The organism is Nocardioides sp. Soil_C_8 (assembly GCF_057656315.1).
In genome coordinates, this window is sequence record NZ_JBDGKQ010000004.1 from 416882 (window position 1) to 440243 (window position 23362).

General features: G+C 72.0%; 22 protein-coding genes. 5 read left to right on the plus strand and 17 right to left on the minus strand.

Annotated elements, in window-relative coordinates:
- The first annotated feature begins 3 nt into the window (after nt 1-3).
- Nucleotides 4-246 carry an HPr family phosphocarrier protein gene (locus AC3A3L_RS19010; RefSeq protein WP_210438196.1) on the plus strand — a complete coding sequence of 81 codons (243 nt, stop codon included), beginning with the start codon at nt 4-6 and terminating at the stop codon, nt 244-246.
- A gap of 91 nt (nt 247-337) precedes the next feature.
- Here AC3A3L_RS19010 and AC3A3L_RS19015 read toward each other — a convergent pair whose 3' ends face one another.
- From AC3A3L_RS19015 to rimP, 9 genes are all read right to left on the minus strand, one after another.
- Nucleotides 338-1300 (minus strand): hypothetical protein, encoded by a 963-nt coding sequence (locus tag AC3A3L_RS19015; protein WP_487641604.1) that lies wholly within the window; start codon nt 1298-1300, stop codon nt 338-340.
- On the minus strand, nt 1293-2231 hold the full coding sequence (locus AC3A3L_RS19020) for a bifunctional riboflavin kinase/FAD synthetase (RefSeq protein WP_487641605.1): 939 nt from the start codon (nt 2229-2231) through the stop codon (nt 1293-1295). The genes AC3A3L_RS19015 and AC3A3L_RS19020 overlap by 8 nt, the downstream gene beginning before the upstream one ends.
- 83 nt (nt 2232-2314) lie before the next feature.
- Nucleotides 2315-3181: a hypothetical protein gene (locus AC3A3L_RS19025; protein WP_487641606.1), complete on the minus strand. Its 867-nt coding sequence runs from the start codon at nt 3179-3181 to the stop codon at nt 2315-2317.
- Between the two features lie 120 nt (nt 3182-3301).
- Nucleotides 3302-4174: a tRNA pseudouridine(55) synthase TruB gene (gene truB, locus AC3A3L_RS19030; protein ID WP_487641607.1), complete on the minus strand. Its 873-nt coding sequence runs from the start codon at nt 4172-4174 to the stop codon at nt 3302-3304.
- Entirely contained in the window at nt 4174-4653 is a 480-nt protein-coding gene (gene rbfA / locus AC3A3L_RS19035) for a 30S ribosome-binding factor RbfA (RefSeq protein ID WP_487641608.1), read from the minus strand. Before rbfA ends, truB begins: the two co-directional genes overlap by 1 nt.
- A 130-nt stretch (nt 4654-4783) precedes the next feature.
- On the minus strand, nt 4784-7597 hold the full coding sequence (gene infB / locus AC3A3L_RS19040; protein WP_487641609.1) for a translation initiation factor IF-2: 2814 nt from the start codon (nt 7595-7597) through the stop codon (nt 4784-4786).
- 98 nt (nt 7598-7695) lie between these two features.
- Complete coding sequence (locus AC3A3L_RS19045; RefSeq protein WP_487641610.1) at nt 7696-8040, minus strand: YlxR family protein; 345 nt, start codon at nt 8038-8040, stop codon at nt 7696-7698.
- A 61-nt stretch (nt 8041-8101) separates the two neighbouring features.
- Nucleotides 8102-9079, minus strand: coding sequence for a transcription termination factor NusA (gene nusA, locus AC3A3L_RS19050; protein ID WP_487641611.1), 978 nt, complete (start codon nt 9077-9079; stop codon nt 8102-8104).
- The gene (gene rimP, locus AC3A3L_RS19055) at nt 9079-9567 is read right to left on the minus strand and encodes a ribosome maturation factor RimP (RefSeq protein ID WP_487641612.1); all 489 of its coding nucleotides are present in this window, start codon (nt 9565-9567) and stop codon (nt 9079-9081) included. Before rimP ends, nusA begins: the two co-directional genes overlap by 1 nt.
- Before the next feature lie 116 nt (nt 9568-9683).
- Between rimP and AC3A3L_RS19060 the strand changes: the two genes are divergently transcribed.
- Together AC3A3L_RS19060 and AC3A3L_RS19065 are read left to right on the plus strand one after the other, a co-directional pair.
- The gene (locus tag AC3A3L_RS19060) at nt 9684-10199 is read left to right on the plus strand and encodes a hypothetical protein (protein WP_487641613.1); all 516 of its coding nucleotides are present in this window, start codon (nt 9684-9686) and stop codon (nt 10197-10199) included.
- Nucleotides 10196-10630 carry a ferritin-like domain-containing protein gene (locus AC3A3L_RS19065; RefSeq protein WP_487641614.1) on the plus strand — a complete coding sequence of 145 codons (435 nt, stop codon included), beginning with the start codon at nt 10196-10198 and terminating at the stop codon, nt 10628-10630. The genes AC3A3L_RS19060 and AC3A3L_RS19065 overlap by 4 nt, the downstream gene beginning before the upstream one ends.
- A gap of 251 nt (nt 10631-10881) precedes the next feature.
- Here AC3A3L_RS19065 and AC3A3L_RS19070 read toward each other — a convergent pair whose 3' ends face one another.
- Together AC3A3L_RS19070 and AC3A3L_RS19075 are read right to left on the minus strand one after the other, a co-directional pair.
- A complete protein-coding gene (locus AC3A3L_RS19070; protein WP_487641615.1) occupies nt 10882-11598 on the minus strand; it encodes an HAD family hydrolase in 717 nt (238 codons plus the stop codon).
- A 126-nt stretch (nt 11599-11724) separates the two neighbouring features.
- Entirely contained in the window at nt 11725-13503 is a 1779-nt protein-coding gene (locus tag AC3A3L_RS19075; RefSeq protein ID WP_487641616.1) for a proline--tRNA ligase, read from the minus strand.
- Between the two features lie 118 nt (nt 13504-13621).
- Between AC3A3L_RS19075 and AC3A3L_RS19080 the strand changes: the two genes are divergently transcribed.
- The gene (locus AC3A3L_RS19080) at nt 13622-14599 is read left to right on the plus strand and encodes a hypothetical protein (RefSeq protein ID WP_487641617.1); all 978 of its coding nucleotides are present in this window, start codon (nt 13622-13624) and stop codon (nt 14597-14599) included.
- A gap of 71 nt (nt 14600-14670) precedes the next feature.
- Here AC3A3L_RS19080 and AC3A3L_RS19085 read toward each other — a convergent pair whose 3' ends face one another.
- Nucleotides 14671-17259: a CHAT domain-containing protein gene (locus AC3A3L_RS19085; RefSeq protein ID WP_487641618.1), complete on the minus strand. Its 2589-nt coding sequence runs from the start codon at nt 17257-17259 to the stop codon at nt 14671-14673.
- Between the two features lie 79 nt (nt 17260-17338).
- Here AC3A3L_RS19085 and AC3A3L_RS19090 point away from each other — a divergent pair, with 79 nt between their 5' ends.
- Nucleotides 17339-18625, plus strand: a complete 1287-nt coding sequence (locus AC3A3L_RS19090; protein WP_487641619.1) for a S8 family peptidase — start codon at nt 17339-17341, stop codon at nt 18623-18625.
- Nucleotides 18626-18646: 21 nt separating this feature from the next.
- Here AC3A3L_RS19090 and AC3A3L_RS19095 read toward each other — a convergent pair whose 3' ends face one another.
- The 5 genes from AC3A3L_RS19095 to AC3A3L_RS19115 all read right to left on the minus strand — a co-directional run bounded on the left by AC3A3L_RS19095 (nt 18647) and on the right by AC3A3L_RS19115 (nt 23357).
- Nucleotides 18647-19105, minus strand: a complete 459-nt coding sequence (locus AC3A3L_RS19095; RefSeq protein WP_487641620.1) for a hypothetical protein — start codon at nt 19103-19105, stop codon at nt 18647-18649.
- Nucleotides 19102-19695, minus strand: a complete 594-nt coding sequence (locus AC3A3L_RS19100; RefSeq protein WP_487641621.1) for an RNA polymerase sigma factor — start codon at nt 19693-19695, stop codon at nt 19102-19104. Before AC3A3L_RS19100 ends, AC3A3L_RS19095 begins: the two co-directional genes overlap by 4 nt.
- Nucleotides 19696-19784: 89 nt before the next feature.
- A complete protein-coding gene (locus tag AC3A3L_RS19105) occupies nt 19785-20636 on the minus strand; it encodes a GNAT family N-acetyltransferase (protein WP_487641622.1) in 852 nt (283 codons plus the stop codon).
- A gap of 58 nt (nt 20637-20694) precedes the next feature.
- Complete coding sequence (gene ispG / locus AC3A3L_RS19110) at nt 20695-21846, minus strand: flavodoxin-dependent (E)-4-hydroxy-3-methylbut-2-enyl-diphosphate synthase (protein WP_487641623.1); 1152 nt, start codon at nt 21844-21846, stop codon at nt 20695-20697.
- Between the two features lie 164 nt (nt 21847-22010).
- The gene (locus tag AC3A3L_RS19115) at nt 22011-23357 is read right to left on the minus strand and encodes a M50 family metallopeptidase (protein WP_487641624.1); all 1347 of its coding nucleotides are present in this window, start codon (nt 23355-23357) and stop codon (nt 22011-22013) included.
- Between the last annotated feature and the right edge of the window lie 5 nt (nt 23358-23362).

Here is a 23362-nt window from a genome sequence, read left to right on the forward strand (position 1 = left end):
ACCATGCCCAGCAAGTCAGTCGTCGTCGGCTCCGCCGTCGGCCTCCACGCCCGTCCCGCCGCGATCATCGCCGAGAAGGCCGCCGAGCTCGGCTCGGACGTCACCATCAACGGCGTGGACGCCAGCTCCTCGCTGATGATCATGACCCTGGGCGCCGGCAACGGCGACACGGTCGAGGTCGCCGGTGACGACCAGTCCGCGGTCGACACGATCGCCGCGCTGGTCGAGCAGGACCTCGACGCCTGACCTCAGCCGTCGCCGTCGTGGGCGGTGCGTGAGCCACGTTCCGTACGTCGGAGAGGTGGCTCAGGCACCGCCCACGCGCACGTCCGGGGCGTCAGCCGCGGTCGCGCAGCGCGAGGTAGACGGACCTGATCCCGACGGCGCGCTCGATCTCGCGCAGGACCTCGCCGAAGAACTGCTCCCGGTAGGTCTCCTCGGTGACGGTGGCGACCGTCAGGTAGAGGCCCGAGAACGCGGCGAGGAAGATCGAGACCTGGAACAGCTCGACACTGAGGTTGGCCGTCGGCTCGCCGATCCAGGTCTCGACGACGTCGTCGCTCATCACCATCGAGCCGAACAGCATGAAGAACACGAAGACGGTCGCGGACAGCAGGAGCACCTGCACGGTCTGGATCACCAGCAGGACGAGCACGAGGTTCCAGCGCTCGAAGCCGTGCACCTCGGCGTACGACGAGGGGTCGGCGTCGGGGTCCTCGACCAGCTCGCGGGCCGCACCCTCCAGCGGTGTGCCGCGACAGGCCTGGAGCAGCAGGTCGTCGTCGACCTCGTCGTCGGTGCGGTCGACCTCCTCGGGCAGCCGCACCAGCAGGAAGAGCGTGGCCAGCGCCGCGAACAGCACCACCACGAGCCACAGCGCGGCACCGTCCTGGCGCGAGGCGACCTGCCACACCTCGGCGTTGATGAACAGGAACGTCACGAAGATCAGGAGCAGCGGCAGCGCCCGGGTCATCATCGGCAGCGCCGTGCGCAGGCTGCCGAAGGAGCGGTGCACCGCCCACCGCACGATCGGTGCGGCGTTGAGCGCAGTCAGGGCGTACGCCGTCGCAGCGAGCAGGCCGATCGTCACCAGCGTGGCCGGCGCGAAGTTCAGCTGGTCCGAGACCATTGCCAGCGCGACACCGGCGCCTGCGGCCGCCACGCCCGTGAGCACCAGCAGCGGCAGGGTGCGTCCCAGGCGGAGCGCACGCCGGGCGCCCGCCCGCTGCTCGGGCACGAAGTAGGGCAGCCCGTGGGCGAGGAACCACTGGTCGGTGGCCGCCAACCGCGGGTCAGGCACCCAGGACCTCCCGCGCCCGGCGGACGTCGTCGTGCATCGTCTCGACGAGGGCCTCCATGCCCTCGAACTTCACCATCCCGCGGAGCCTGTCGACGAACGCGACCTCGACCTCGACGCCGTAGAGCTCGAGGTCGTCACGGTCGAGGACGTAGGACTCCACGCGACGGTCGCGATCGCCGTCGAAGGTCGGGTTGGTGCCGACGGAGATCGCGGCGGGATAGGTCTCCCCCGTGTCGAGCCGCGTCAGCCGGCCGGCGTACACGCCGTCCGCCGGGGCCGCGTCGACCGGCGGGATCGGGACGTTGGCCGTCGGGTAGCCCATCTCGCGGCCGCGCTTGTCGCCCTCGACGACGGTGCCGCGGACCGTGAACGGCCGTCCCAGCGCCTCCGCCGCACCGGCGACGTCACCTGTCGCCAGGCACTGGCGGACGTAGGTCGAGCTCCACACCTGCGGACCCCCGTCGAGCGGGACACCGACGGTCTCGAAGTCGCGGCTCGTCCCGGCCTCGACGAGCGTCGCCACCTCGCCGGCGGCCTTGGCACCGAAGCGGAAGTTCGAGCCGACGACGACCGCGCCGGCGTGCAGCGTGTCGACGAGGATCCGGTCGATGAACTCCAGCGGTGACCAGGAGGCGATCTCGCGGTCGAAGCCGATCACCAGGATCGCGTCGACCCCGGCGTCCTCGAGCAGCCGCGCGCGGGTGCGGATCGAGGTCAGGGTGGGCGGCGCGTGCTCGGGCCGCAGCACCGCCATCGGGTGCGGGTCGAACGTCACCGCCACGACCGTGTCGATGCCCAGGCGCCCCGCGCTGGCGCGCGCCTCGCGCAGCACGTGGGCGTGCCCGAGGTGCACGCCGTCGAAGTTGCCGATGCTCACCACGGTGCGGCCGAGGTCGGCCGGCACGTCGTCGACGCTTCGCCAGATCTGCACGGGTGCGAGCCTAGTGGGCGGCACGGAGGTCCCCGCCGCCCAGGTTGGGGGGACGGCGGGGACGTCGGTCGACGAGCGCGTCCTCAGCGCACGCGGAGACCGCGGTACATGCCCATGAACGCGTGGGGCGCGCCTCCCATGGAGGCGTCCGGCCAGAAGCAGGTCAGGACGTAGCTGCCCTTCGCCAGCCGGTACTTCATCGCCATGTCGTGCCCGGGACTGAGCGCTCCGGAGTCGAGGACGCCGCTGTCGAACGCGATGGGCGGCCGTCCGGACGCCCCGCCCTCGATCCAGGCCGCGAAGTCGTCGATCGTCTTCCCCTTGCCCAGCCTGGCCAGGATGATGAAGTGGTTCTGGTCGGCGCGGTTCTTGAACCGCAACCAGCCCGACCGCGGGATCGACGCTGGCTTGTCGGCCCACTTCGTGCTGTCGACGGCCTTCAGGGTCGCGCCCGAGGGCATGGTCCCGCCGGCGTCGACCCCCGAGACCGTGAAGGGGGTCCACGGCGCGCTGAACCTGTACGTCTCCAGGCCGTAGTAGGTCCCCGGCTCGAGGTCGAGCACCAGCTTGCCGGCCTTGTCCGGCGTGGCCGCGGTGCCGCCGAGCAACGTCACGTTGGCCTCGAACCGCCTGAGCGCCTTGAGGTTGTTCTTGTCCAGGCCCTTGTTCCCGTCGGCCATGGCCTGGTCGACGCTGTAGCCGGGGGCCAGGCTGAGCACCTGGAAGGCTGCTCTCCGCTTGGTCGTGGAGATCTTGTAGGTGTGGACGCCGGGCGTGACCACGCTCGGCATCGTGACGGTGCTGGCCCGGTCGATGCTGACCTGCACCATGGTGGCGGCTGACTCCCGAGCGGCAGCCTCGGTGACGGCACCGGCGCTCGCGCCGGTGAGTGCTCCCGCGGTCAGCACCAGTCCGCTGGCGGCGAGGGCGGCGATGCGTTGGACGGACATGCCTACCTCCCTCGGGCAGTGGTCGCGCCCTGCGACCCCCGGCCCACCCTCCACAGTCCTCCGGCCGGCGGGTGCCCGCCACTGGTGGGCGGCGCTGGACCAGACCGCGGTCGCGGGCGGTCAGCCGACGAAGACGGCCACCGGACGGGCTCGCGCTCCCTCGGCCGTGTAGAGCGCGAGGAAGCCGCCGTCCGGGGCGAACATCGCGTGCTCGCCCGCGCCGGGCAGCCGGAGGTCGAGGCTCCGGCCGTAGCGCACGTGCTGCTCCTGCTCCCCGTCGAGGTCGACGGAGGGGAACGTCGCCCGCGCGGCCGCGGCGATGGGGACCACCGCGAAGTCGTCGGCCAGCTCCTCGAGGGTCCGGGCGGCGGAGAGGTCGAAGGGCCCCACGGCCGTACGACGCAGCGCCGTGAGGTGTCCACCCACGCCGAGCGCGGTCCCGACGTCACGCGCGATGGCGCGGACGTAGGTGCCGGACGAGCACCGCACCGAGATGTCGACGTCGAGGTGGTCGCCGGCGACGCGCTGGTCGCGCACCACGAGCGAGTGGATCGTGACCGGGCGTGCCTTCAGCTCGACCTGCTCGCCGTCCCGGACGCGCTGGTAGGCCCGCTTGCCGTCGACCTTGATCGCGGAGACGGCCGTCGGGACCTGGAGGATGTCGCCGACCAGCTCACCGAGCTCCGCCTCCACGAGGCCGGGCTGGAGGTGGGTGGCCGGGGTGGACGCGATGACCTCGCCCTCCGCGTCGTCGGTGGTCGTCGAGACGCCGAGGCGCACCGTGGCGTCGTACGCCTTCTCGGTGAGCATGAGGTGGCCGAGCAGCCGGGTGGCGCGGTCGACGCCCAGGACGAGCACGCCCGTGGCCATCGGGTCGAGCGTGCCCGCGTGGCCGACCTTGCGGGTGCCGGCGAGCCGGCGGACCCGGGCCACCACGTCGTGCGAGGTCATGCCCGGGGCCTTGTCGACGACGACCAGACCGGGGTCGACCATCAGGCGCGGTCGTCCTCGTCGTCGAGGTCGTCGAGGTCGTCCTCGGCGTCGAGGTCGTCCTCGGCCACCCGCGGCTTCTTGTAGGGGTCGGCGTCACCGGCGTACGCCTCGACCCGACGGGCGGCGACCTCCTCGTCCTGCTGCCGGGCGCGGGCCAGCACCTCGTCGAGGGCGCGGGCGCTCTCGGGCAGGGCGTCGGGGATGAACGTCAGGGACGGCACGATGCGCATCCCGAGCTGCTTGGCGACCTCGGAGCGGATCACGCCCTTGGCCGACTCCAGGGCGGCGGCCGTGCTGGCCAGGTCGTCCTCGGCGCCGAGCACCGTGTAGAAGATCGAGGCCTGCTGGGAGTCGCCCGTGACGCGGACGTCGGTGATCGTGACGAAGCCGAGGCGGGGGTCTTTGATCCGACGCTCGAGCATCTCGGCGACGATCACCTGGATCCGGTCGGCGATCTTGCGGACGCGTGGGTTGGTCATGCTGCTCACTCTCTCAACCGAGTCGGCTCATCTGCTCGACTCAAACGTATCGAGTCGGCGCATCTGCACACGTACTGCGTGCAGATGCGCCGACTCGACGCCAACTCACGGCGCAGTTGCGCCGACTCGATCAGCTGCGCGGGATCTCGCGCATCTCGAAGGCCTCGACGATGTCGCCGATCTTGATGTCCTGGAAGTTCCGGAGCACCAGACCGCACTCGAAGCCCTCGCGGACCTCGGACGCGTCGTCCTTCTCGCGGCGGAGCGAGGCGAGGTCGAGGTTGTCGGCCACGACCGCCCCGTCGCGCAGCACCCGCACCTTGGCGTTGCGGCGGATGAGGCCGGAGGTGACCATGCAGCCCGCGATGTTGCCGGCCTTGGACGAGCGGAAGATCTCGCGGATCTCCGCCTGGCCGAGGGTCGACTCCTCGTAGACGGGCTTGAGCATGCCCTTGAGCGCCGCCTCGATCTCCTCGATCGCCTGGTAGATGACCGAGTAGTAGCGGATCTCGACACCTTCCTTGTCGGCCATCTGGCTCGCCTTGCCCTGCGGGCGGACGTTGAAGCCGATGATGATGGCGTCGGAGGCGGCGGCGAGGTCGACGTTGGTCTCGGTGATGGCACCGACACCGCGGTCGATCACGCGGAGGGAGACCTCGTCGCCCACGTCGATCTGCGACAGCGCGTCCTCGAGCGCCTCGACCGAACCGGACACGTCGCCCTTGAGGATGAGGTTGAGCTCCTGGCTCTCGCCCTTCTCCATGGAGGCCATGAAGTCCTCGAGGCTGCGGCGCACCCGACGCTTGGCCTGCATGGCCGCCCGCTCGCGTGCCTCGCGCTTCTCTGCGATCTGGCGGGCCATGCGGTCGTCCTCGACCACGATGAAGTTCTGGCCCGCGCCCGGCACCGCCGAGAGGCCCAGCACCATGGCGGGACGCGACGGGTCGGCCTCGGCGATCTCCTGCCCGTGCTCGTCGAGCATGGCACGCACACGACCGTGGGCCGGACCGGCCACGATCGAGTCGCCGACGCGGAGTGTTCCGCGCTGGACGAGCACCGTGGCGACCGGACCGCGACCGCGGTCGAGGTGCGCCTCGACCACGAGGCCCTGGGCGTCCTGGTCGGGGTTGGCGCGCAGGTCGAGCGACGCGTCGGCCGTGAGGACGACGGCCTCGAGCAGCTTGTCGAGGTTGAGCCCGGCCTTGGCCGAGACGTCGACGAACATCGCGTCGCCGCCGTACTCCTCGGGGATCAGGCCGTACTCGGTGAGCTGGCCGCGGACCTTGGTGGAGTCGGCCTCCGGCTTGTCGATCTTGTTGACCGCGACCACGATCGGCACCTCGGCCGCCTTGGCGTGGTTGAGCGCCTCGACCGTCTGCGGCATCACACCGTCGTCGGCCGCAACCACGAGGATCGCGATGTCGGTGGCCTGCGCACCGCGGGCACGCATGGCGGTGAACGCCTCGTGACCCGGGGTGTCGATGAGGGTGATGCGGCGGTCCTCGCCCTCGACCTCGGTGTGGACCTGGTAGGCGCCGATGTGCTGGGTGATGCCACCGGCCTCCTTGTCGACCACGTTGGCGTCACGCAGCGCGTCGAGGAGCTTGGTCTTTCCGTGGTCGACGTGACCCATGACGGTGACGACCGGCGGACGGACGACGAGGTCGGCCTCGTCGCCCTCGTCGGCGCCGAACTCGAGGTCGAACGTCTCGAGCAGCTCGCGGTCCTCGTCCTCCGGGGACACGATCTGGACGACGTAGTTGAGCTCCTCGGCGAGCAGCTCGAACGTCTCGTCACCGACGGACTGGGTCGAGGTGACCATCTCGCCGAGCGAGAACAGCATCTGGACCAGGGCGGCCGCGTCGACGTTGATCTTCTCGGCGAAGTCGGTCAGCGACGCACCACGCGGCAGGCGGACGGTCTCGCCGTTGCCCTTGCGGACGCGCACGCCGCCGATGGTCGGGGCCTCCATGGCCTCGAACTCCTGACGACGCGCCCGCTTCGACTTGCGACCGCGGCGCGACGGGCCACCCGGGCGCCCGAAGGCACCCTGGGTCTGGCCACGCTGGCCGGGACGACCGCCACCGGGACGACCGCCGCCGGACGGGCCGAAGCCACCGGGACGACCGGGAGCGCCACCGGGGGCACCGGCGCCGGGACGACCCGGGGCACCGCCGCGACCGGGGGCACCCGGACGACCGGGGCCGCCACCGGGGCCACCGCGGGCCGGACGCGCGCCGGGACCGTTGCCGAAGGCGGCCGGGGACTTGGGCATCATCGCCGGGTTGGGGCGCGGCATGCCGGGACGTCCCTCGCCACCGGCCGGCGGGCGCGGCGGGCGGTTGTCGTCGCCACCGGTGCGCGGGGCGGGACGCTGGCCCATGCCCTGGCTGGGGGCGAACGGGTTGTTGCCCGGGCGCGGGGCGCCGGGACGACCGACCGGGCGCGGAGCCGGGCTCGGCGCCTTGGCGGCCGGGGCAGCGGGTGCCTCCGGCTCGGCTGGCGGGGCCTTGGGCTCGGCGGCCGGCGCCTTCGGGCCGGGCTTCGGGCCGGGCTTGGCGGCGGGCGCCGCCGGCTCGGCCGCGGGGGCCGCGGTCTCGGCGGGCGCTGCAGCCGGGGCCTCGGGGGCCGCGGGGGCCTCCGGAGCCTCGGGGGCCGCGGGGGCCTCCGTGGCGGCAGGTGCCGGTGCGGGCTTGGGGCCGGGCTTGGGCGCGGCCTTCTTGGCGGCGGGCTTCTCGGCCGGCGCCGCGGTCTCGGCGGGGGCTGCGGCCGCTGCGGCCTTCAGCTCGTCGCCGTACTGCTTCTTGAAGCGCATCTCGACGGGCGGCTCGACAGTCGACGACGCCGACTTGACGAACTCCCCCATCTCCTTGAGCTTCTCGAGAACGAACTTGCTCTCGACTCCGAACTCCTTGGCGAGTTCGTGGACTCGGGTCTTTGCCACGGTTGTTTCTGCTCCTTCTGGTCCGTGCCCCCAGAAGGAGAGGGGAAACGGAACAGCTAGTGGGTGTGCACACTCATTACGAGTTACTCATCGAGTGCTCATGAGCTGCGTGCTCCAGTTTCTGGTCGGTGCTGCGGTGATTCGGACGGTGGTGCGTGCGCGGCGATGAACTGCTCCGCCGCAGCGGTGCTGAGCCCCTCGCCCGAGCGGAGGGCCCGGGGAAACGCTCGGCGTCGCACCGCGAGCTGCCAGCACTCGGGCGTGGGGTGGACGTGCGCCCCGCGGCCGGGTGCCCTGCGGTCCGGATCGGGCACCAGGGCGGGTCTGCCCTCGGCGTCCGAGCCTGCGACCACGCGCAACAGCTCGCTCGCAGCGGCCTTGGCCCGGCAACCCACACAGGTCCGGACGGGTCCGGGCGCAGGGGTGTCAGACGTGGTGGCCACTGGCCTCCACTCTAGCCGGTGGGGCCAGTGGTTTACGAACCGGGCGGTCGCGGGCGCCGGGCTACTCCGGCGCGGGAGCCTCGTCCGAGCGGATGTCGATGCGCCAGCCGGTGAGGCGGGCGGCGAGGCGGGCGTTCTGCCCCTCCTTGCCGATCGCCAGCGACAGCTGGAAGTCGGGGACGACCACCCGGCACGAGCGCGCGGCCAGGTCGACGATCTCCACCGACGTCACCCGGGCCGGCGAGAGCGCGTGCCCGACCAGCTCGGCGGGGTCCTCCGCCCAGTCGACGATGTCGATCTTCTCGCCGTGAAGCTCGCTCATCACGTTGCGCACGCGCTGGCCCATCGGACCGATGCAGGCGCCCTTGGCGTTGACTCCCGGGACGGTCGAGTGCACGGCGATCTTGGTGCGGTGCCCGGCCTCGCGGGCGATGGCGGCGACCTCGACGGTGCCGTCCGCGATCTCGGGCACCTCCAGCGCGAAGAGCTTCTTGACGAGGGTGGGGTGGGACCGCGACAGGGTGATCTGGGGACCGCGCATGCCCTTGCGGACCGACGTGACCAGGCACTTGATGCGCTCGCCGTGGACGTACTTCTCGCCCGGCACCCGCTCGCTGACCGGCAGGATCGCCTCGATCTTGCCGAGGTCGACCATCACGTCGTCGGGGTTGCGGCCCTGCTGGATGATCCCGGAGATGATGTCGCCCTCCTTGCCGGAGAACTCGCCGAACTTGATCTCGTCCTCGGCGTCGCGCAGCCGCTGGAGCATGACCTGCTTGGCGGTGGTGGCCGCGATCCGGCCGAAGCCCTGGGGCGTGTCGTCGTACTCCGGGCCGGCCGTGCCGTCCTCGTCGAGCTCGCGTGCCCAGACGGTGACGTGACCGGTCTTGCGGTCGAGCTCGACGCGAGCGGGGTGCGAGGACTCCGTGGCGCGCTGGTAGGCGGTGAGGAGTGCCTGCTCGATGGCCTCGGCCAGCACCTCGAAGGAGATCTCCTTCTCGCGCTCCAGCATGCGCAGGATGCTCAGGTCGATGTCCATCAGTCGTCCTTCTTGTCGGTCTTGCGGTTGAACTCGATCTGCACGAGCGCCTTGGCCACGTCGGCGTAGGCGACCTCGCGCTGCTTGCCGGACACGTCGAGCGTGGCCGACTCCTCTGACGAGGCCAGGATGCGGCCGGTCAGGCTCGACCCGTCGGTCAGCGTGGCCTTGACGAGGCGGTCCTCGTTGCGGCGCCAGTGGCGCGGCAGGGTGAGGGGGCGGTCGACGCCGCGGGAGGTGACCTCCAGCGTGTAGGGCATCTCGCCCATCACGTCGGACTCGTCGAGCACCCGCGACACCTCACGCGTCGCGTCGGCGACGTCGTCGAGGGTGACCCCGCCGTCCTTGTCGACGGCGACGCGCAGGACCCGGCGCTTGCCGGCCGGAGTGACCTCGACGGCCTCGACGTCGAGGGCCATCGCTCGCAAGGGGTCGATCAGTTCCGCCTCGATGCGGTCCCGGGTGGCGTCCTGGTGGGGGGTGCTCATCGGGTTGCGACCTCCTTGTGTAGTTGTCCGAGGACCACGATAGCCGCCCCCGCCCGGGCCGCGACAACCACCGGTGACCGGTCCGGACCGGCCGCTGGGGCGGCTAGGGTCTGGGGGTGCCCGGACGCTCCCTGACCCGTCGTACGACGGTCGGCATGGCGCTCGCCGCACCCCTGGTGCTGACCGCCTGCGACATCGACCCACCGACCCGGGACGGCGGGTCCGCCGACGCGGAGCCTCCCCCGCCCGAGGACTCCGACCTCGTGACCGCGGTCGTCGCGGCCCTCGTCCGCGCGCGCTCGGTGGTGGAGGCGGCGACGCTCTCGGTCCCCGACCTGACGCCCCTCCTGGAGCCGGTGGCCACGGCGCACGCTGCCCACCTCGAGGTGCTCGAGGGTGCGGTCGCCGACGACGACGTCCCGACCCCCGCGCCACCCCGGATCCCGCCCGACAGAGCCCGCGCACTGACGGCGGTGCGCCGCTCGGAGCAGCGGCTGCTGCGGGAGGTGCGCCGCGGGTGCGTCGCCGCGGCCAGCGGCGACCTCGCCCGAGTGCTGGCCAGCGTGGCCGCGTCCACCGCGCAGCACGGGGCGGCACTCGCCGACCCCCCCGCCGGCGAGGAGGGAGCGTGACCGTCCTCGACGCCCTGCAGGCGACCCTGGCCGACGAGCACGCCGCGCTCTACACCTACGGCGTCCTCGGTGCTCGCACGTCACAGACCACCGCCCCCGCGCTCTTCGAGACGCTGACGGCTGGCTACCGCCGCCACCGCGCACGGCGCGACCAGCTCCAGCTGATGGTGCGCGAGGCGGGCGGCGACCCCGTCGCCGCCGAGGCGGCGTACGACCTCGACGGCGCGCTGGTACGTCCGCCGCAGCTCGAGCGCGCGGCGGCGGACCTCGAGGCGGCGAGCGTCGAGCAGCTGCTCGCGCTCGTCGCGCAGTCGACGGGGTCCGTGCGCGAGTGGGCGCTCACCGAGGCGACCTGGTCGGCGGTGTGGCGCCTCCGGCTCGGTGGGTCCGCCGAGACGTGGCCGGGAGCCCCCGAGCTCGACCCGGCCTGAGGGTCGCCTGCGACCAAGCGTGCCCTGACACAGGGAAAGCGGCCCGCGGCCTCAGCCTTTGGGAAAGTCCCGAGATCTCTCCCAAAGGCCGAGGACGCGGACCGCCATGGGGTTGGTCAGCATCACCCTGTGTCGCCCAACCTGTGGGGGTGGTGGAGCGACATGCACAATCATGCATTCGATCCGCGCCGCGCGATAGGAGGATTCACTTGCATGTTCCTGCAACGCACGAAGTTGCAGAAGTCCCCCGCTCAGGACGCCTCGAGCCGACCCAGGACAGCGGGGATCTCGCCCAGGGACGTGATCGTCGCGTCCGGGTCTCCCTCGGTGTGGCCGACCTGGCTGGCGGGGATCGTCGACAGCGGCACGTGGATCGCTCGCATCCCTGCGTTGTGGGCGCCCCACGCGTCGTCGAACAGCCGGTCCCCCACGTAGACGCAGGCTCCCGGGTCGCGGACGCCGACGGCCTCCATCGCCGCGCGGAAGGCGAGCGGCGACGGCTTCGTCCACGGGACCTCGCTGGTGTAGACGTCGCCGTCCACGAGGTCGTACACCCCGTCGCGCTCGAAGAAGCCGACGTGCCACTCGCGCGGCCAGATGGTGTTGGACAGCACGCCCACCTTGATCCCCGTCGAGCGCAGCTCCTCCCACATCGGTCGGACCTCGGGGTCGGTGAGCGTGTGCGGCTCCCAGAACTCGTAGTACGCGGCCAGCAGGTCCGGGTCGTGGTCGAGCCCCGCCTCGACGAAGAGGTCGGCGATGGTGGCGCTCTGCTGGTGGTCGCGGCTGCGTCCCCAGATGACGTCGCCGGCGCGGTGCAGGCGCTCGGCGTGCGCGTGGTGGTCGTCGTCCGGCGAGGGCGTACGTCGGACGGCCTGGGCCAACGCGACCGACTCGGCGTGGAAGTCCACGTCGTGCCAGCGGGTCAGGGTGCCGCCCCAGTCGAAGATGACCGCCTCGATGCTCATGCGCGCGAAACCATCCCCTCGGTCACGAGGCACCGTGAAGGCAGTTCGGGCAGCGCCGTGCCGCGGCCACGCTCATCGACCGGCTGGCGCACGTGAACTGCCTCCATGGTGCAGGTGACGCAGTCGTCAGGAGCGGACGATCTCGGTGATGCGCGCGACGGCCGAGCCGACCGGGACGTCCTCGCGCTCGCCGGTGCGGCGGTCGCGGACCTCGACGGTGCCGTCGGCCAGGCCACGGCCCACGGTGACGATCGTCGGCACGCCGATGAGCTCGGCGTCCTTGAACTTCACCCCGGGGCTGACCTTGCCGGCCCGGTCGTCGAGGAGCACCTCCACGCCGGCGGCCTTGAGGTCCTGGGCGAGCACCTCGGCGGCGGAGAAGATCGCCTCGTCCTTGCCTGCGGCGACGACGTGGACGTCGGCGGGCGCGACGTTGCGCGGCCAGCACAGGCCGATCTCGTCGAGCGTGCCCTCGGCGATGGCCGCGACCGCGCGGGAGGGACCGATGCCGTAGGAGCCCATCGTGACGGTGACGAGCTTGCCGTTCTCGTCGAGCACCTTGAGACCGAGCGCCTCGGCGTACTTGCGGCCGAGCTGGAAGATGTGGCCCATCTCGACGCCGCGCGCGGACTCGAGGGTGCCCTCGTCGCAGTTCGGGCAGGCGTCGCCGTCGCGCACGTCGGCGGCCTCGATCGTGCCGTCCGGCGTGAAGTCACGCCCGACGACGAGGTCGAGCACGTGGGAGCCCGGCACGTTGGCGCCGGTGACCCAGCGGGTGCCCTCCACGACGCGGGGGTCGACGAGGAAGCGGATGCCGGACTTGGACTCCTCCCCCAGCACCTCGGGGCCGATGTAGCCCTTGACCAGGGCGGGGTGCCTGGCCATCTCGGCTTCGTCCATCGCCTCGACCTCGATCGGCTCGAGCTGGCCCTCGAGGCGCTTCTGGTCGACCTCCCGGTCGCCGGGCACGCCGATCGCGAGCGGCTCGCGGGTGCCGTCGGGGTGCTTGAGGACGACCATCACGTTCTTGAGGGTGTCGCCGGCGGCCCAGGGCCGGTCCTCGCGGGGGTACGCCTCGTTGAGGTGGGCGACCAGGGTGTCGATGGTCGGGGTGTCGGGGGTGTCCTCGGCGTGGGCCGCGGGCGCGTCGTCGTACGACACGGCAGGCGGCGCGGGCACCGTCACCGCCTCGACGTTGGCGGCGTAGTCGCAGTGGGTGCAGCGGACGTAGGTGTCCTCGCCGACCTCGGCCTTGGCGAGGAACTCCTCGCTCGCCGAGCCCCCCATCGCCCCCGAGGTGGCCTTGACGATGACGTACTCGAAGCCGAGGCGGTCGAAGATGCGGATGTAGGCGTCGCGGTGCTTCTGGTAGGACTCCGCGAGCCCGGCGTCGTCGACGTCGAAGGAGTAGGAGTCCTTCATGATGAACTCGCGGCCGCGCAGCAGCCCGGCACGCGGGCGCGCCTCGTCGCGGTACTTCGTCTGGATCTGGTAGATCGAGAGCGGCAGGTCCTTGTAGGACGAGTAGAGGTCCTTCACCACCAGGGTGAACATCTCCTCGTGGGTGGGACCGAGCAGGTAGTCGGCACCCTTGCGGTCCTGCAGCCGAAAGATGTTGGGGCCGTAGTCCGCCCAGCGCCCGCTCGCCTCGTAGGGCTCCTTCGGCAGCAGGGCCGGGAACGACAGCTCCTGGGCGCCGATCTCGTCCATCTCGTCGCGGATGATGTCCTCGATCTTGCGGAGGACGCGCAGCCCCAGCGGCAGCCAGGTGTAGATGCCGGGGGCGGCGCGGCGGATGTAGCCCGCGCGGACGAGAAGCTTGTGGCTCGGCACCTCGGCGTCGTTCGGGTCGTCGCGCAGTGTGCGCACGAACAGGGTCGACATGCGGAGGATGCGGCCAGTCATGGGCGCAAGGATAGGTGTGCCCCTCTCGGCACCGCGAACCAGATTCACTCGCGGTCACGAGCAACCCGCGCGCAGCCCGCGACGTCTCCCTCGTGACAGCACTCTCAGGGGGACCGCCATGCGCCGCACCGTCACCACCCGACTCCTCGCCGCACTCCTCATCGGGGTCGCAGCCGCCGGCGCCCTCGTCGCACCCGGCGCGGCCGCCGCTCCGACCGTCGACCTGCAGCCGCACCGACTCACCCGCGGGGCCGACATCGCGGTGCCGCACATCGAGGGCGGCGACTTCGTCGACGGTCCCCGTCGGATCGAGCTGCCCGGCACCGTCGCCCGGGTCATCGGCCGCTCAGGCGACTCGTGGCTGGTCGGCACCAACAACGTCGACCGCAAGCGCAACCGGCGCGTCGTGCGCGTGGAGGCGGACGGCTCGGTCGTCGACGTGCTGCGCAACACCGACCCGTCGACAGTCGTGCTGTCCGCGGACGGGAGCACGCTCGCGTGGCAACGCTTCACCAACGGCGGGCGGAAGGTGACCACGGTCGTCGGGTCGGCCGCTGACGGTACCGTCCTCGGCAGCAAGGGCCCCGGCCGTTTCGTCAGCCTGCTCGACGTGGACGCCGAGCGGGTCGTGCTCAGCGGCGACCGTCGCACGTTCGAGTGGACGTACGGCACCGGAGGCACCCGGACGATCGTGAAGAGGACCGGCGGCATGGCGAGCCTCCAGCACGACCTGCTGATGATCTACACCAAGGACCCTTACTTCGGCGGCTGCTCGCAACTGGTGGAGCTGAGCCGCCCCCGGGTGAAGCGATTCGCCTCATGCCGCGAGCGCGTCGCCGCGATCTCGCCGGACGGGACGCAGATGCTGACCATGCCGATCCTCACGGACGGGCTCGGGCCCGGCCGGTTCAAGCTCCGCACCGTCCGGGGCTCCAAGCTCGCGACGTACACCACCAACTGGTTCAGCGGCTGGCAGTGGGAGTCGCCCGGCACGGTCCTGCTCGAGGTGAACGGCAGGCGGAAGGCGTCGACCGTGCGCTGCACGCTCGCGCACTGCGAGAACGCGACCGACCCGGTGAAGGTCACGGCTCCCTGAGTGATGTCTGAGGACGCCCCGGACGGATCCGTGGTCGATCCACGTCCGCCACGTCCTCAGACATCTCGCGGTCAGATCCCGAGGACGGTGAACGACGCTGCGGTCGCCGCGAGCACGGCGTCGCCAGCGGCGGCCTCGCGGGCGGCGAGCATCGCGTCGCCGAGCCCGCCGCCCTGCCGGAGCCGGGCGTGCAGCGCGACCATCACGTCGACGGTCGCGGCGTCGTCGACCTCGGCGAGGCTGGAGACGACGCCGGCGGTGCCCATGGACAGCAGGGCGGCAGCCAGGCCGAGGAGCTCCTGGTCGCCGACCGGCTGCATGACGCCGGACTCGCAGGCCGACAGCACGACCCGGTGGGGCGGCCGTCGCAGGCCCTGGAGGTCGTGCACCAGCAGCGGGCCGTCGGCGAGGGTGAGGGAGGAGAAGAGCGGGCTGTCCTCGCGGAAGTGGCCGTGTGCGGCGACGTGCGCCAGCGCGGCTCCGTCGAGGGCGGCGAGGGAGGCGGAGACGGTCGCTTCCGCCCCGTCGAGCACCTCTGCGCTCGGGTCCTCGGCCGCCACCGCCGGCACCTCGGCGCCACCGCTGCCGAGGCCCGGGCCGACCAGCATCACCCGACGGCCGTCGGCCGGCTCCGACGTGCGCGCGCGCATCCACAGCCGCGCCGACGGGGTGCCGGTCACCGGTCGGTGCGTCAGCGACGGAAGCAGGCCCCACGGGACGCCCTGCAAGGCGGCGGGCGCGCAGATGACGACCCGCCCCTCCCCGGCACCGCCGAGCGCATCCCCGAGCAGTGCGCGCTCGAGCCGGGCACCGGCCACGTCGAGCTGCGCCCGCCGGCCGCGCGCAGCCTGGCGAAGGGTGAAGAGCGAGAAGTCCACTGCGGCGGCAGCGGCCGCCGACTCGCCGACCACCCGGTGGCGTACTCGTCCGCGACCCGCCACGAGCGCGTGCAGGACGCCGTCGAGCTCGGTCAGCTCCACGAGGAAGGTGTCGTCCTCGGTGAGCGCCGCGAGCAGCTCCTCGACGTCGAGGGCACGGGCCCTCTCGCCGGACCCACGCTCGTGCAGCAGCCGGCGTCGCACCTTCTGCTCCAGGCGCTTGGCCCGCGCCTCGAGCGGCCCGGTGGGAGCACCCTCGGACCGGGCTTCGTCCAGGCGTCGACGCTGGGCCCGCAGGGCGGTGAGGTCATCGGCCGTCTCCGGATCGTGGCCCGCGCGCCGCGCCGGCGCGGACGAGAGGGCCGTGGTCCGCCACCGCTCCGACCACCGCAGCAGCTGACGCGCGTCACCGCCGGCCATGGCCGTGCGGGTCCCGAGCTCGGCGAGCGCCGCTCCGTGACTCGCCGACCCGGCCCGCAGCTCCTGGCTCCCGAGGGTCGCCCGGTGCTCGTCCAGCGCACGCAGGCCCATCTCGCAGGCACGCAGCACTCCCCGGATGTCGCCGATCAGGTCACAGGCCCGGGCGCGGGCCAGCCAGCCGACGGCGCGCAGCGCCCCGGTCGGCGCACTCGTGTAGGCGGAGGCCGCGCCGAGCCAGCGGGTGGCCAGGTCCGCTGCGCGGGTGGAACGCACCCGGACTGCGAGCCCGGCTCCGACGAGCAGTGCGAACGGGAGCTGCGCGGCACCGACGTCCTGCATGCCGACGATGACGCGCTCGGCCCGTCGCAGGAGAGGACCGGGCGGCCTCCCGGCCCGGTCACGGGCAGTGATCGAGAGCAGCTCGGCCTCGAGCCGGTGTACGGGCCTGGCCTGCGCGCGCAACATCGCCGCACCCTCGTCCGCAGCGGCCATCGCACGCGGCCAGTCACCGGCAGCGAGGGCCGCCTCGGCGACGCCGACCAACAGCTCGGCGCGCTCGCGCCCCTGCAGCGGGCGGGCAACGAGGGCCGCCTCGACAATCGCGACGGCGTCGTGGGCGAGCCCACCCGCGAGGTAGGCGGATGCATGGTCGAAGACGAGGTCCACGTTGGTGATCCCCAGCCTCTCGAATCGCGCCGCCGCGTCGGCGAACCGTTCCAGCGCCGCCGGCAGGTCACCGCTCACGAAGTCGAGCCAGCCGAGGTTGTGGACGCTGACCGCAACGGACTCGTCGTCGCCGAGCTCGGCCGACAGCGCGCCGAACTCAGTGAAGGCTCGCGCCGCCGAGTCGGTGTCGCCCTGGCTGACGTCGACCAGGCCCTGCAGGTTGAGCGCCCGCGCCTCCCACACGTGGTCCCCACTGCCCGCGAACAGCTCACGAGCCCGTCGCAGGTCGGCCGCGCTGTCCTCGAAGCGCGCGAGCAGGTGGCCCAGCACCAGGGCCCGGCGCACCAGCATCCGCCCGAGCGGTACGCCGTCCAGCGCGGCCTCGGCCTCTCCGAGGAGCCGAAGCCCCTCGGTGGTCCGCCCCCCGAGGCAGAGGGACGCACCCAGCGTGGCCAGCACGTCGCCGGCGCGGGCGACGTCGCCCGATCGCCGGGCCAGCCGCAGCGCCCGTCGCAGCTGCTGGAGTGCGTCGTCGGCGTGGCCGAGGTCGCGCAGCACGATGCCGACGATCTGGTGGCCGACCGACGCGATCGCGGGATCGGCGTCGGTCACCAGGACGGCCTCGGCGGTCGCCCGCGCGGCTCCCGGATCCAAGAACAGGGTGCGGAGCAGCTCTTCCGCCTCGTCCCGATCCACAGACCCATCCTCGCGGATCTGTCTCAGAACTTCCGGCGAACCACTCGGCGCGAGACCCGTCCGACGCTAGCGTCGGACCATGTCAGGTGACTGGAAGATCGGCGACGACCGACGACGACGCTCCACCGACCAGATCCGCGCCTTCCAGAAGGCCAACGAGGGCGAGGTGGCCTGGGACACCCTCGCTCCCGCGGACTTCACCTTCGTGTACCACCCGGACCGGGTCCTGGTGGACGGTGACGACGTCGGGGCGTTCGAGGAGCTGGTGGCGCAGCTCGGCGACCGGATCCTCACGGGCGACGTGCGTCGCGACGACATCGAGCTGCTCGGCGGCGACGTGGTGCGCTACGTGCTTCCCGAGCGCCGGGACGGGCAGTCCGTGCCCGACGTGCTCGACCTCCTGGAGGACAACGGTCTGCGTCCCGGTGCGGCCCAGCCGGACCACTGGGTGCACGTCTCGCCAGGCGGCGGGGGGCAGATGTGCCCGGCCATCGAGCCACAGGAGACCGGGCTCACCGACCCGTGGCCGCCCCAGGCGCCAGCGACCGGGGGCAAGGGGGGCGAGGTGAGCGTCGTCGTCGTCGACACCGGGTGGCACCCGCCCGCCGCGACCGACCCCCGCACCCCGTGGCTGAAGGGCGTGAAGGGCGACGACGAGCTCAACGGCCCCGACCTGAGGCCGTACGCCGGTCACGGCACGTTCATCGCCGGTGTCGTGCGGTGCGTGGCCCCCGAGACGAGGATCTACGTCGAGGGCTTCGCGATCGGCGGCGTCGGCGGTGGCGGGATCCTGGAGTCCGACCTCGTCGTGCAGCTGGAGGAGGCGCTGCGGCACGACCCGCAGGTGATCAACCTCTCCGCCGGCTGCCGCACCCGGCGCGACCGGCCCTCGATCCCGCTGCGGAAGTTCCACCGCCGCCACCTCGTGGACCGCGACTGCGTCCTCGTGGCGGCCGCGGGCAACGACGGCTGGGCGGCGCCGTTCTGGCCGGCTGCCTTCGACTGGTGCGTCGGCGTGGGCTCGCTCGACCGTGACGGACGCGTCTCGTCGTACTCCAACTTCGGGGTCTCCGCCGACGTCTACGCGCTGGGCCGCAACCTGGTCAACGCCTTCCCCGACGGGACGTTCGAGTGCAACGAGACACCGGACAAGGGAGACATCCGGGTCTTCAGCACCGGGATGGCCCGGTGGAGCGGCACGTCGTTCTCGGCTCCTGTCGTGGCGGGTCTCATCGCCCGGGAGATCAGCGAGACCGGGGTGTCGGCGACGGACGCGTGCAAGGCCGTCCTTCGCCGCGCCAGGACCGACTCCGACCCGGTCATCGGCCCCCACCAGGAGCTGCGCCAGCCCTACCCGCACCCCTGAGGGACGGAGGGGGCCGGCGGCTCAGAGGTCGATCCAGCGACTGGTCGCCGACCGGCCACCGTCGCGCACCGTGAAGCGCACCGAGCCCGTGGGCTCCGCGACGAGGGCGAAGAATCCCACCTCGTCGAGGCCGGTGGCCCAGCTCTGCCCGTCGGTCGTCTCGACGACCACCTCGACGGACCCCATGTCACCGTCGAAGTCGAGCAGCTGTCCGCGCACCTGGCCCTCGTCGAGCTCGGCGTCGAGCGACCAGCCCTCCGCGGCGGTGAAGTAGAGGATGCGCGACGTGGCGAGTCCCCTCACCTGGGCGGCGGGCTCGTCGCGCGAGTCGCGGACCAGCGTCAGCATCTCCCACTCGGCGTCGAGATCTGCGGCAGCGACGGCGGCGATCATCGTCGCGACGAGTCCGGGCGGCGGCGGGTCGTAGGTCATCCACATGTCACGCAGTTCCTCGAGGAGAGCGGCGTCCCCATCAGTCATCGCTCGCCTCCTTTCATCAGGGCGGTCCGGACCTTCGCCAGGCATCGGGCCCGCGTGGGCCCGATGCTCCCGACCGGCATGTCGAGGTCCTGGCTGATCGACTGGTAGTCGGGGCGGTCCATGAAGGCCACGACTCTCAGCAGCTTGCGACAGCGCTCGTCGACGGTCGCCACGGCTCCCCACAGCCGTGCCGCCTCGTCGTCGCGCACTGCCGACGCCTCGGCCGACTCCGCGTCCGGGAGTGCGGCGTGCAGCGTCTCGTCCTGCACCGGGGTCGCACGTCGTGCGGTCCTGGCATGGGCGGCTGCGCCGCGCCTGGCCGAGGTGATCAGCCAGGACGCGACCGCCTGCGGGTCCTCGATGGTCCGGTGGAGGCGTACGAAACCGAGCCAGGTCGCCTGGATCACGTCCTCGGCGCCCTCGCGATCGAGCCCGTAGGCCCGCACCACGTGCCACAGGACCGGTGTCATCGTGGCAACCAGCTCGTCCATGGCCCTGGCGTCCCCCGAACGCCAGGCGATGAACGCCCCACTGGCCATGTCCCACGGTGACTGGTCGGACTGCCCCTCAGCCCTTCGGTCCTCTGACATGGTGACCATTGTCCCCATGTCAGCTCAGGTGCGCGCACACCCCTGCGTGATACACCCCGGACAGAACTTTTTCCGAGTCCTCGTCCGGGCTAGAACATCAGCGTCGCGAAGGTCGCCGTCTGCTCGAAGCCGACGCGCGCGTAGGCCGCCCGCGCGGCGGTGTTCCACTCGTTGACGTAGAGCGAGACGACCGGTGCCACGCCGGACGAGATGACGTGGTCCACCACGGCCGCCATGCCGCTGGTCGAGAGGCCCTCGCCCCGGCGGTCGGGTCGGACCCACACGCCCTGCACCTGGGCGGCGTACGGCGTCACGCACGCGACCTCGGCCTTGAAGACCACGCCCGCCTCATCGAAGCTCGCCATCGACCAGCCGCGCCCGATGAGCTGCTGGATGCGCGCGCGGTAGAGGTCTCCCCCGCCGGCGTCGTTCTCCGGCGAGACGCCGACCTCCTCGGTGTACATCGCCACGCACGCGGGGTAGAGCACGTCGAGGTCGTGCGGGGTGGTGACCCGCACGCCCGGGTCGGGAGCGATGCTCGGGACCTGGCGCATCTCCAGGTGGGGCTGGTCGGGACGGATCTCGCGCGGTGTCGCCCAGCGCGGCTCCACCAGCTCCCAGAGCGCCGCCACCACCCGGGCCGGGCCCACGATGGTGCCGACGGTGTTGCGCCGGCGCAGCGCCACGTCGGCGAACGCGCCGACGTCGTCGGGCGTGCACTGCACCGGGACCAGGTTGGCGCCGAGGTGGCATCCCGCGACGAGCCGGTCCGACTCGAAGCGTCCCCACACCTGCCCGCCGAGCCACCGCTCGTCGAGGTTGGTGAGCCGGGCGCGGTAGTCGGCGAAGACGTTGACCACCGGGTCCTGCTCCGCGAGCGCGATGAAGGCGTCCCGGTCACCCGGGCCCAGCACGCGCACCTGCTCGCGGGTCCTCAGCACCCTCGGAGCCTAGGGGTGCGCGAGGTCGCGGGACCAGCGGTCCCACCCGGTGGGGTCGTCAGGAGACGCTGACGGTCGCTTCTGCGCCGTCGATCGGCTCCATGCCCTCCGCGATGCGCATGGCCTCCTCGATCAGGGTCTCGACGATCTGCGACTCGGGGACGGTCTTGATGACCTCGCCCTTGACGAAGATCTGGCCCTTGCCGTTGCCGGAGGCGACGCCGAGGTCGGCCTCGCGCGCCTCGCCCGGGCCGTTGACGACACAGCCCATCACGGCGACCCGGAGCGGGACCTCCAGGCCGTCGAGCCCGGCGGTGACCTCCTCGGCCAGCTTGTAGACGTCGACCTGCGCGCGCCCGCAGGACGGGCAGGAGACGATCTCGAGGCGGCGCGGCTTGAGGTTGAGCGACTCCAGGATCTGGAGGCCGACCTTGACCTCCTCCACCGGGGGCGCGGACAGCGAGACGCGGATGGTGTCGCCGATCCCCTGGCCGAGCAGGTGGCCGAACGCGACCGCGGACTTGATGGTGCCCTGGAAGGCCGGGCCTGCCTCGGTGACGCCGAGGTGCAGCGGCCAGTCGCCGGCCTCGGCGAGCAGCTCGTAGGCCCGGACCATGACGACCGGGTCGTTGTGCTTGACCGAGATCTTGAAGTCGTGGAAGTCGTGCTCCTCGAAGAGGCTGGCCTCCCACACCGCGGACTCGACGAGCGCCTCGGGCGTGGCCTTGCCGTACTTGTCGAGGATCCGCTTGTCGAGCGAGCCGGCGTTGACGCCGATGCGGATCGAGGTGCCGCGGTCCTTGGCGGCCCGCGCGATCTCCTTGACCTGGTCGTCGAACTTGCGGATGTTGCCGGGGTTGACCCGGACGGCCGCGCAGCCGGCGTCGATGGCGGCGAAGACGTACTTCGGCTGGAAGTGGATGTCGGCGATGACCGGGATCTGCGAGTGCTGCGCGATCTCCGGCAGCGCGTCGGCGTCGTCCTGGCTCGGGCAGGCGACGCGCACGATGTCGCAGCCGGTGGCGGTGAGCTCGGCGATCTGCTGGAGGGTGGAGTTGACGTCGGACGTCAGCGTCGTGGTCATCGACTGGACGGAGATCGGGGAGTCGCTGCCGACGCCCACCGAGCCGACCTTGATCTGGCGGGTCTTGCGGCGCGGGGCCAGGACGGGGGGCGGGAGGGCGGGCATGCCCAGTCCGACTGAAGTCATGCGGTCATCGTACGGGCCGGGGAGCAGGGAGCCGCTGCTCGGGCACGCCTCCCGCGCACGCCCGGGCAGCGGCACCGCAGCAGGATTCCACGGCAGGCGGAGGCGTTCGTGCGGTTCGCGAGAACCTTTGCCAGCGCCCCACCCTCCGGGGTGCGGTCCGGGGCTCAGCTCAGGCGGAGGGGTACGACGATGTCGGCGACGATGAGGACCACACCCATCACCAGCATCGCGAGCCCGACGACGTAGGCCACCGGCAGCAGCTTGGCGACGTCGACGTGACCGGGGTCGGGACGGCCGAGGAGCCGCGCGATGCCGCGCTTGAGCCCCTCGTAGAGGGCACCGGCGATGTGGCCGCCGTCGAGCGGGAGGAGCGGCACGAAGTTGAACATGCCGATGAAGAAGTTGAAGCTCGCGATGAGGAACAGCAGCGTGACGACCTTCTCGGTGAGCGGGAAGGCCTCGCTGGCAGCCGCCTCGCCCGCGAACCGACCGCCGCCGACGATGGACACCGGGCTCTCCGGGTCGCGCTCCTGCAGCCCGACGATCGCGCGGCCGACCTCGTAGACCTTGACCGGCAGCTGGCCGAGCGCCTGGACCGTCTCGACGGTCATCGTCTCCATCTGCTCCGCGGTGTAGAGGAGGCCGCCCGTCTCGAGCCGGGTCTCCGGCTGCACGCCGAGGAACCCCACCTCGGTGAGGGTGCGGTCCTCGATCGAGGTCTGGCGCAGCGTGACGGTCGTGTTGGTGTTCAACGTCAGCTGCTGGTCGCCGCGCTGCACCACGATGACGGCGTCGCCGTCGGCGTTGGCGCGGATCTGCGACTGGAAGCTGTCCCAGTCGCGGAACGGCGTGCCGTTGAAGCTGAGGATCTTGTCGCCCGGCTCGATCCCGGCCTCCTTCGCCGGCGTCGGCGGGTCGTCGGCGGTGCAGGCGCGGCCCTGCTCCTCGACGGGCACCACGCACGCGGGCACCGCGGCGACGGTCGGCTCGACGACCTCGTCGCGCGGGTTGCCGTAGGTCGCGAAGAGCACGGCGAACAGGCCGAACGCGATGGCGATGTTCACCATGGGCCCGCCAGCCATGACGATCACCTTCTTCCACCACGGGAGGCGGTAGAAGAGCCGGTCGGTGTCGTGCTGCTTGACGTACTCCCACTCCGCGGCGCGGGCGTCGGAGATCAGCTGTGTGAAGAGGCCGGTGTTGGAGCGGCGCACCCGGTGGACCGGCTCCCCGTCCTCGTCGTACGTCGTCTCCTCGACGAGGTCCTCCGCGCCCGGGGGCAGCATCCCGACGATCTTGACGTAGCCGCCGAGCGGGATCGCCTTGACGCCGTACTCGGTGTCGCCGATCTGCTTGCTCCACACCGTCGGTCCGAAGCCGATGAACCACTGCGGGACCTTGCAGCCGAACTTCTTGGCGGGCACGAGGTGCCCGAACTCGTGCAGCCCGATCGAGACGAGGATCGCCAGGACGAAGGCGACGACACCCAGGGTGTAGAGCAGGGCGGACATGTGCG

Excerpts from the sequence above, each read along its gene's own strand:
- AC3A3L_RS19025 (WP_487641606.1), bottom strand. The coding sequence starts at position 3,181 with ATGTCCGTCCAACGCATCGCCGCCCTCGCCGCCAGCGGACTGGTGCTG.
- nusA (WP_487641611.1), bottom strand. The coding sequence starts at position 9,079 with ATGGACATCGACCTGAGCATCCTGCGCATGCTGGAGCGCGAGAAGGAG.
- AC3A3L_RS19095 (WP_487641620.1), bottom strand. The coding sequence starts at position 19,105 with ATGACTGATGGGGACGCCGCTCTCCTCGAGGAACTGCGTGACATGTGG.
- truB (WP_487641607.1), bottom strand. The coding sequence starts at position 4,174 with ATGGTCGACCCCGGTCTGGTCGTCGTCGACAAGGCCCCGGGCATGACC.
- AC3A3L_RS19010 (WP_210438196.1), top strand. The coding sequence starts at position 4 with ATGCCCAGCAAGTCAGTCGTCGTCGGCTCCGCCGTCGGCCTCCACGCC.
- AC3A3L_RS19115 (WP_487641624.1), bottom strand. The coding sequence starts at position 23,357 with ATGTCCGCCCTGCTCTACACCCTGGGTGTCGTCGCCTTCGTCCTGGCG.
- AC3A3L_RS19090 (WP_487641619.1), top strand. The coding sequence starts at position 17,339 with ATGTCAGGTGACTGGAAGATCGGCGACGACCGACGACGACGCTCCACC.
- ispG (WP_487641623.1), bottom strand. The coding sequence starts at position 21,846 with ATGACTTCAGTCGGACTGGGCATGCCCGCCCTCCCGCCCCCCGTCCTG.
- AC3A3L_RS19075 (WP_487641616.1), bottom strand. The coding sequence starts at position 13,503 with ATGACTGGCCGCATCCTCCGCATGTCGACCCTGTTCGTGCGCACACTG.
- rbfA (WP_487641608.1), bottom strand. The coding sequence starts at position 4,653 with ATGACCAACCCACGCGTCCGCAAGATCGCCGACCGGATCCAGGTGATC.
- AC3A3L_RS19100 (WP_487641621.1), bottom strand. The coding sequence starts at position 19,695 with ATGTCAGAGGACCGAAGGGCTGAGGGGCAGTCCGACCAGTCACCGTGG.
- rimP (WP_487641612.1), bottom strand. The coding sequence starts at position 9,567 with ATGAGCACCCCCCACCAGGACGCCACCCGGGACCGCATCGAGGCGGAA.
- AC3A3L_RS19070 (WP_487641615.1), bottom strand. The coding sequence starts at position 11,598 with ATGAGCATCGAGGCGGTCATCTTCGACTGGGGCGGCACCCTGACCCGC.
- AC3A3L_RS19080 (WP_487641617.1), top strand. The coding sequence starts at position 13,622 with ATGCGCCGCACCGTCACCACCCGACTCCTCGCCGCACTCCTCATCGGG.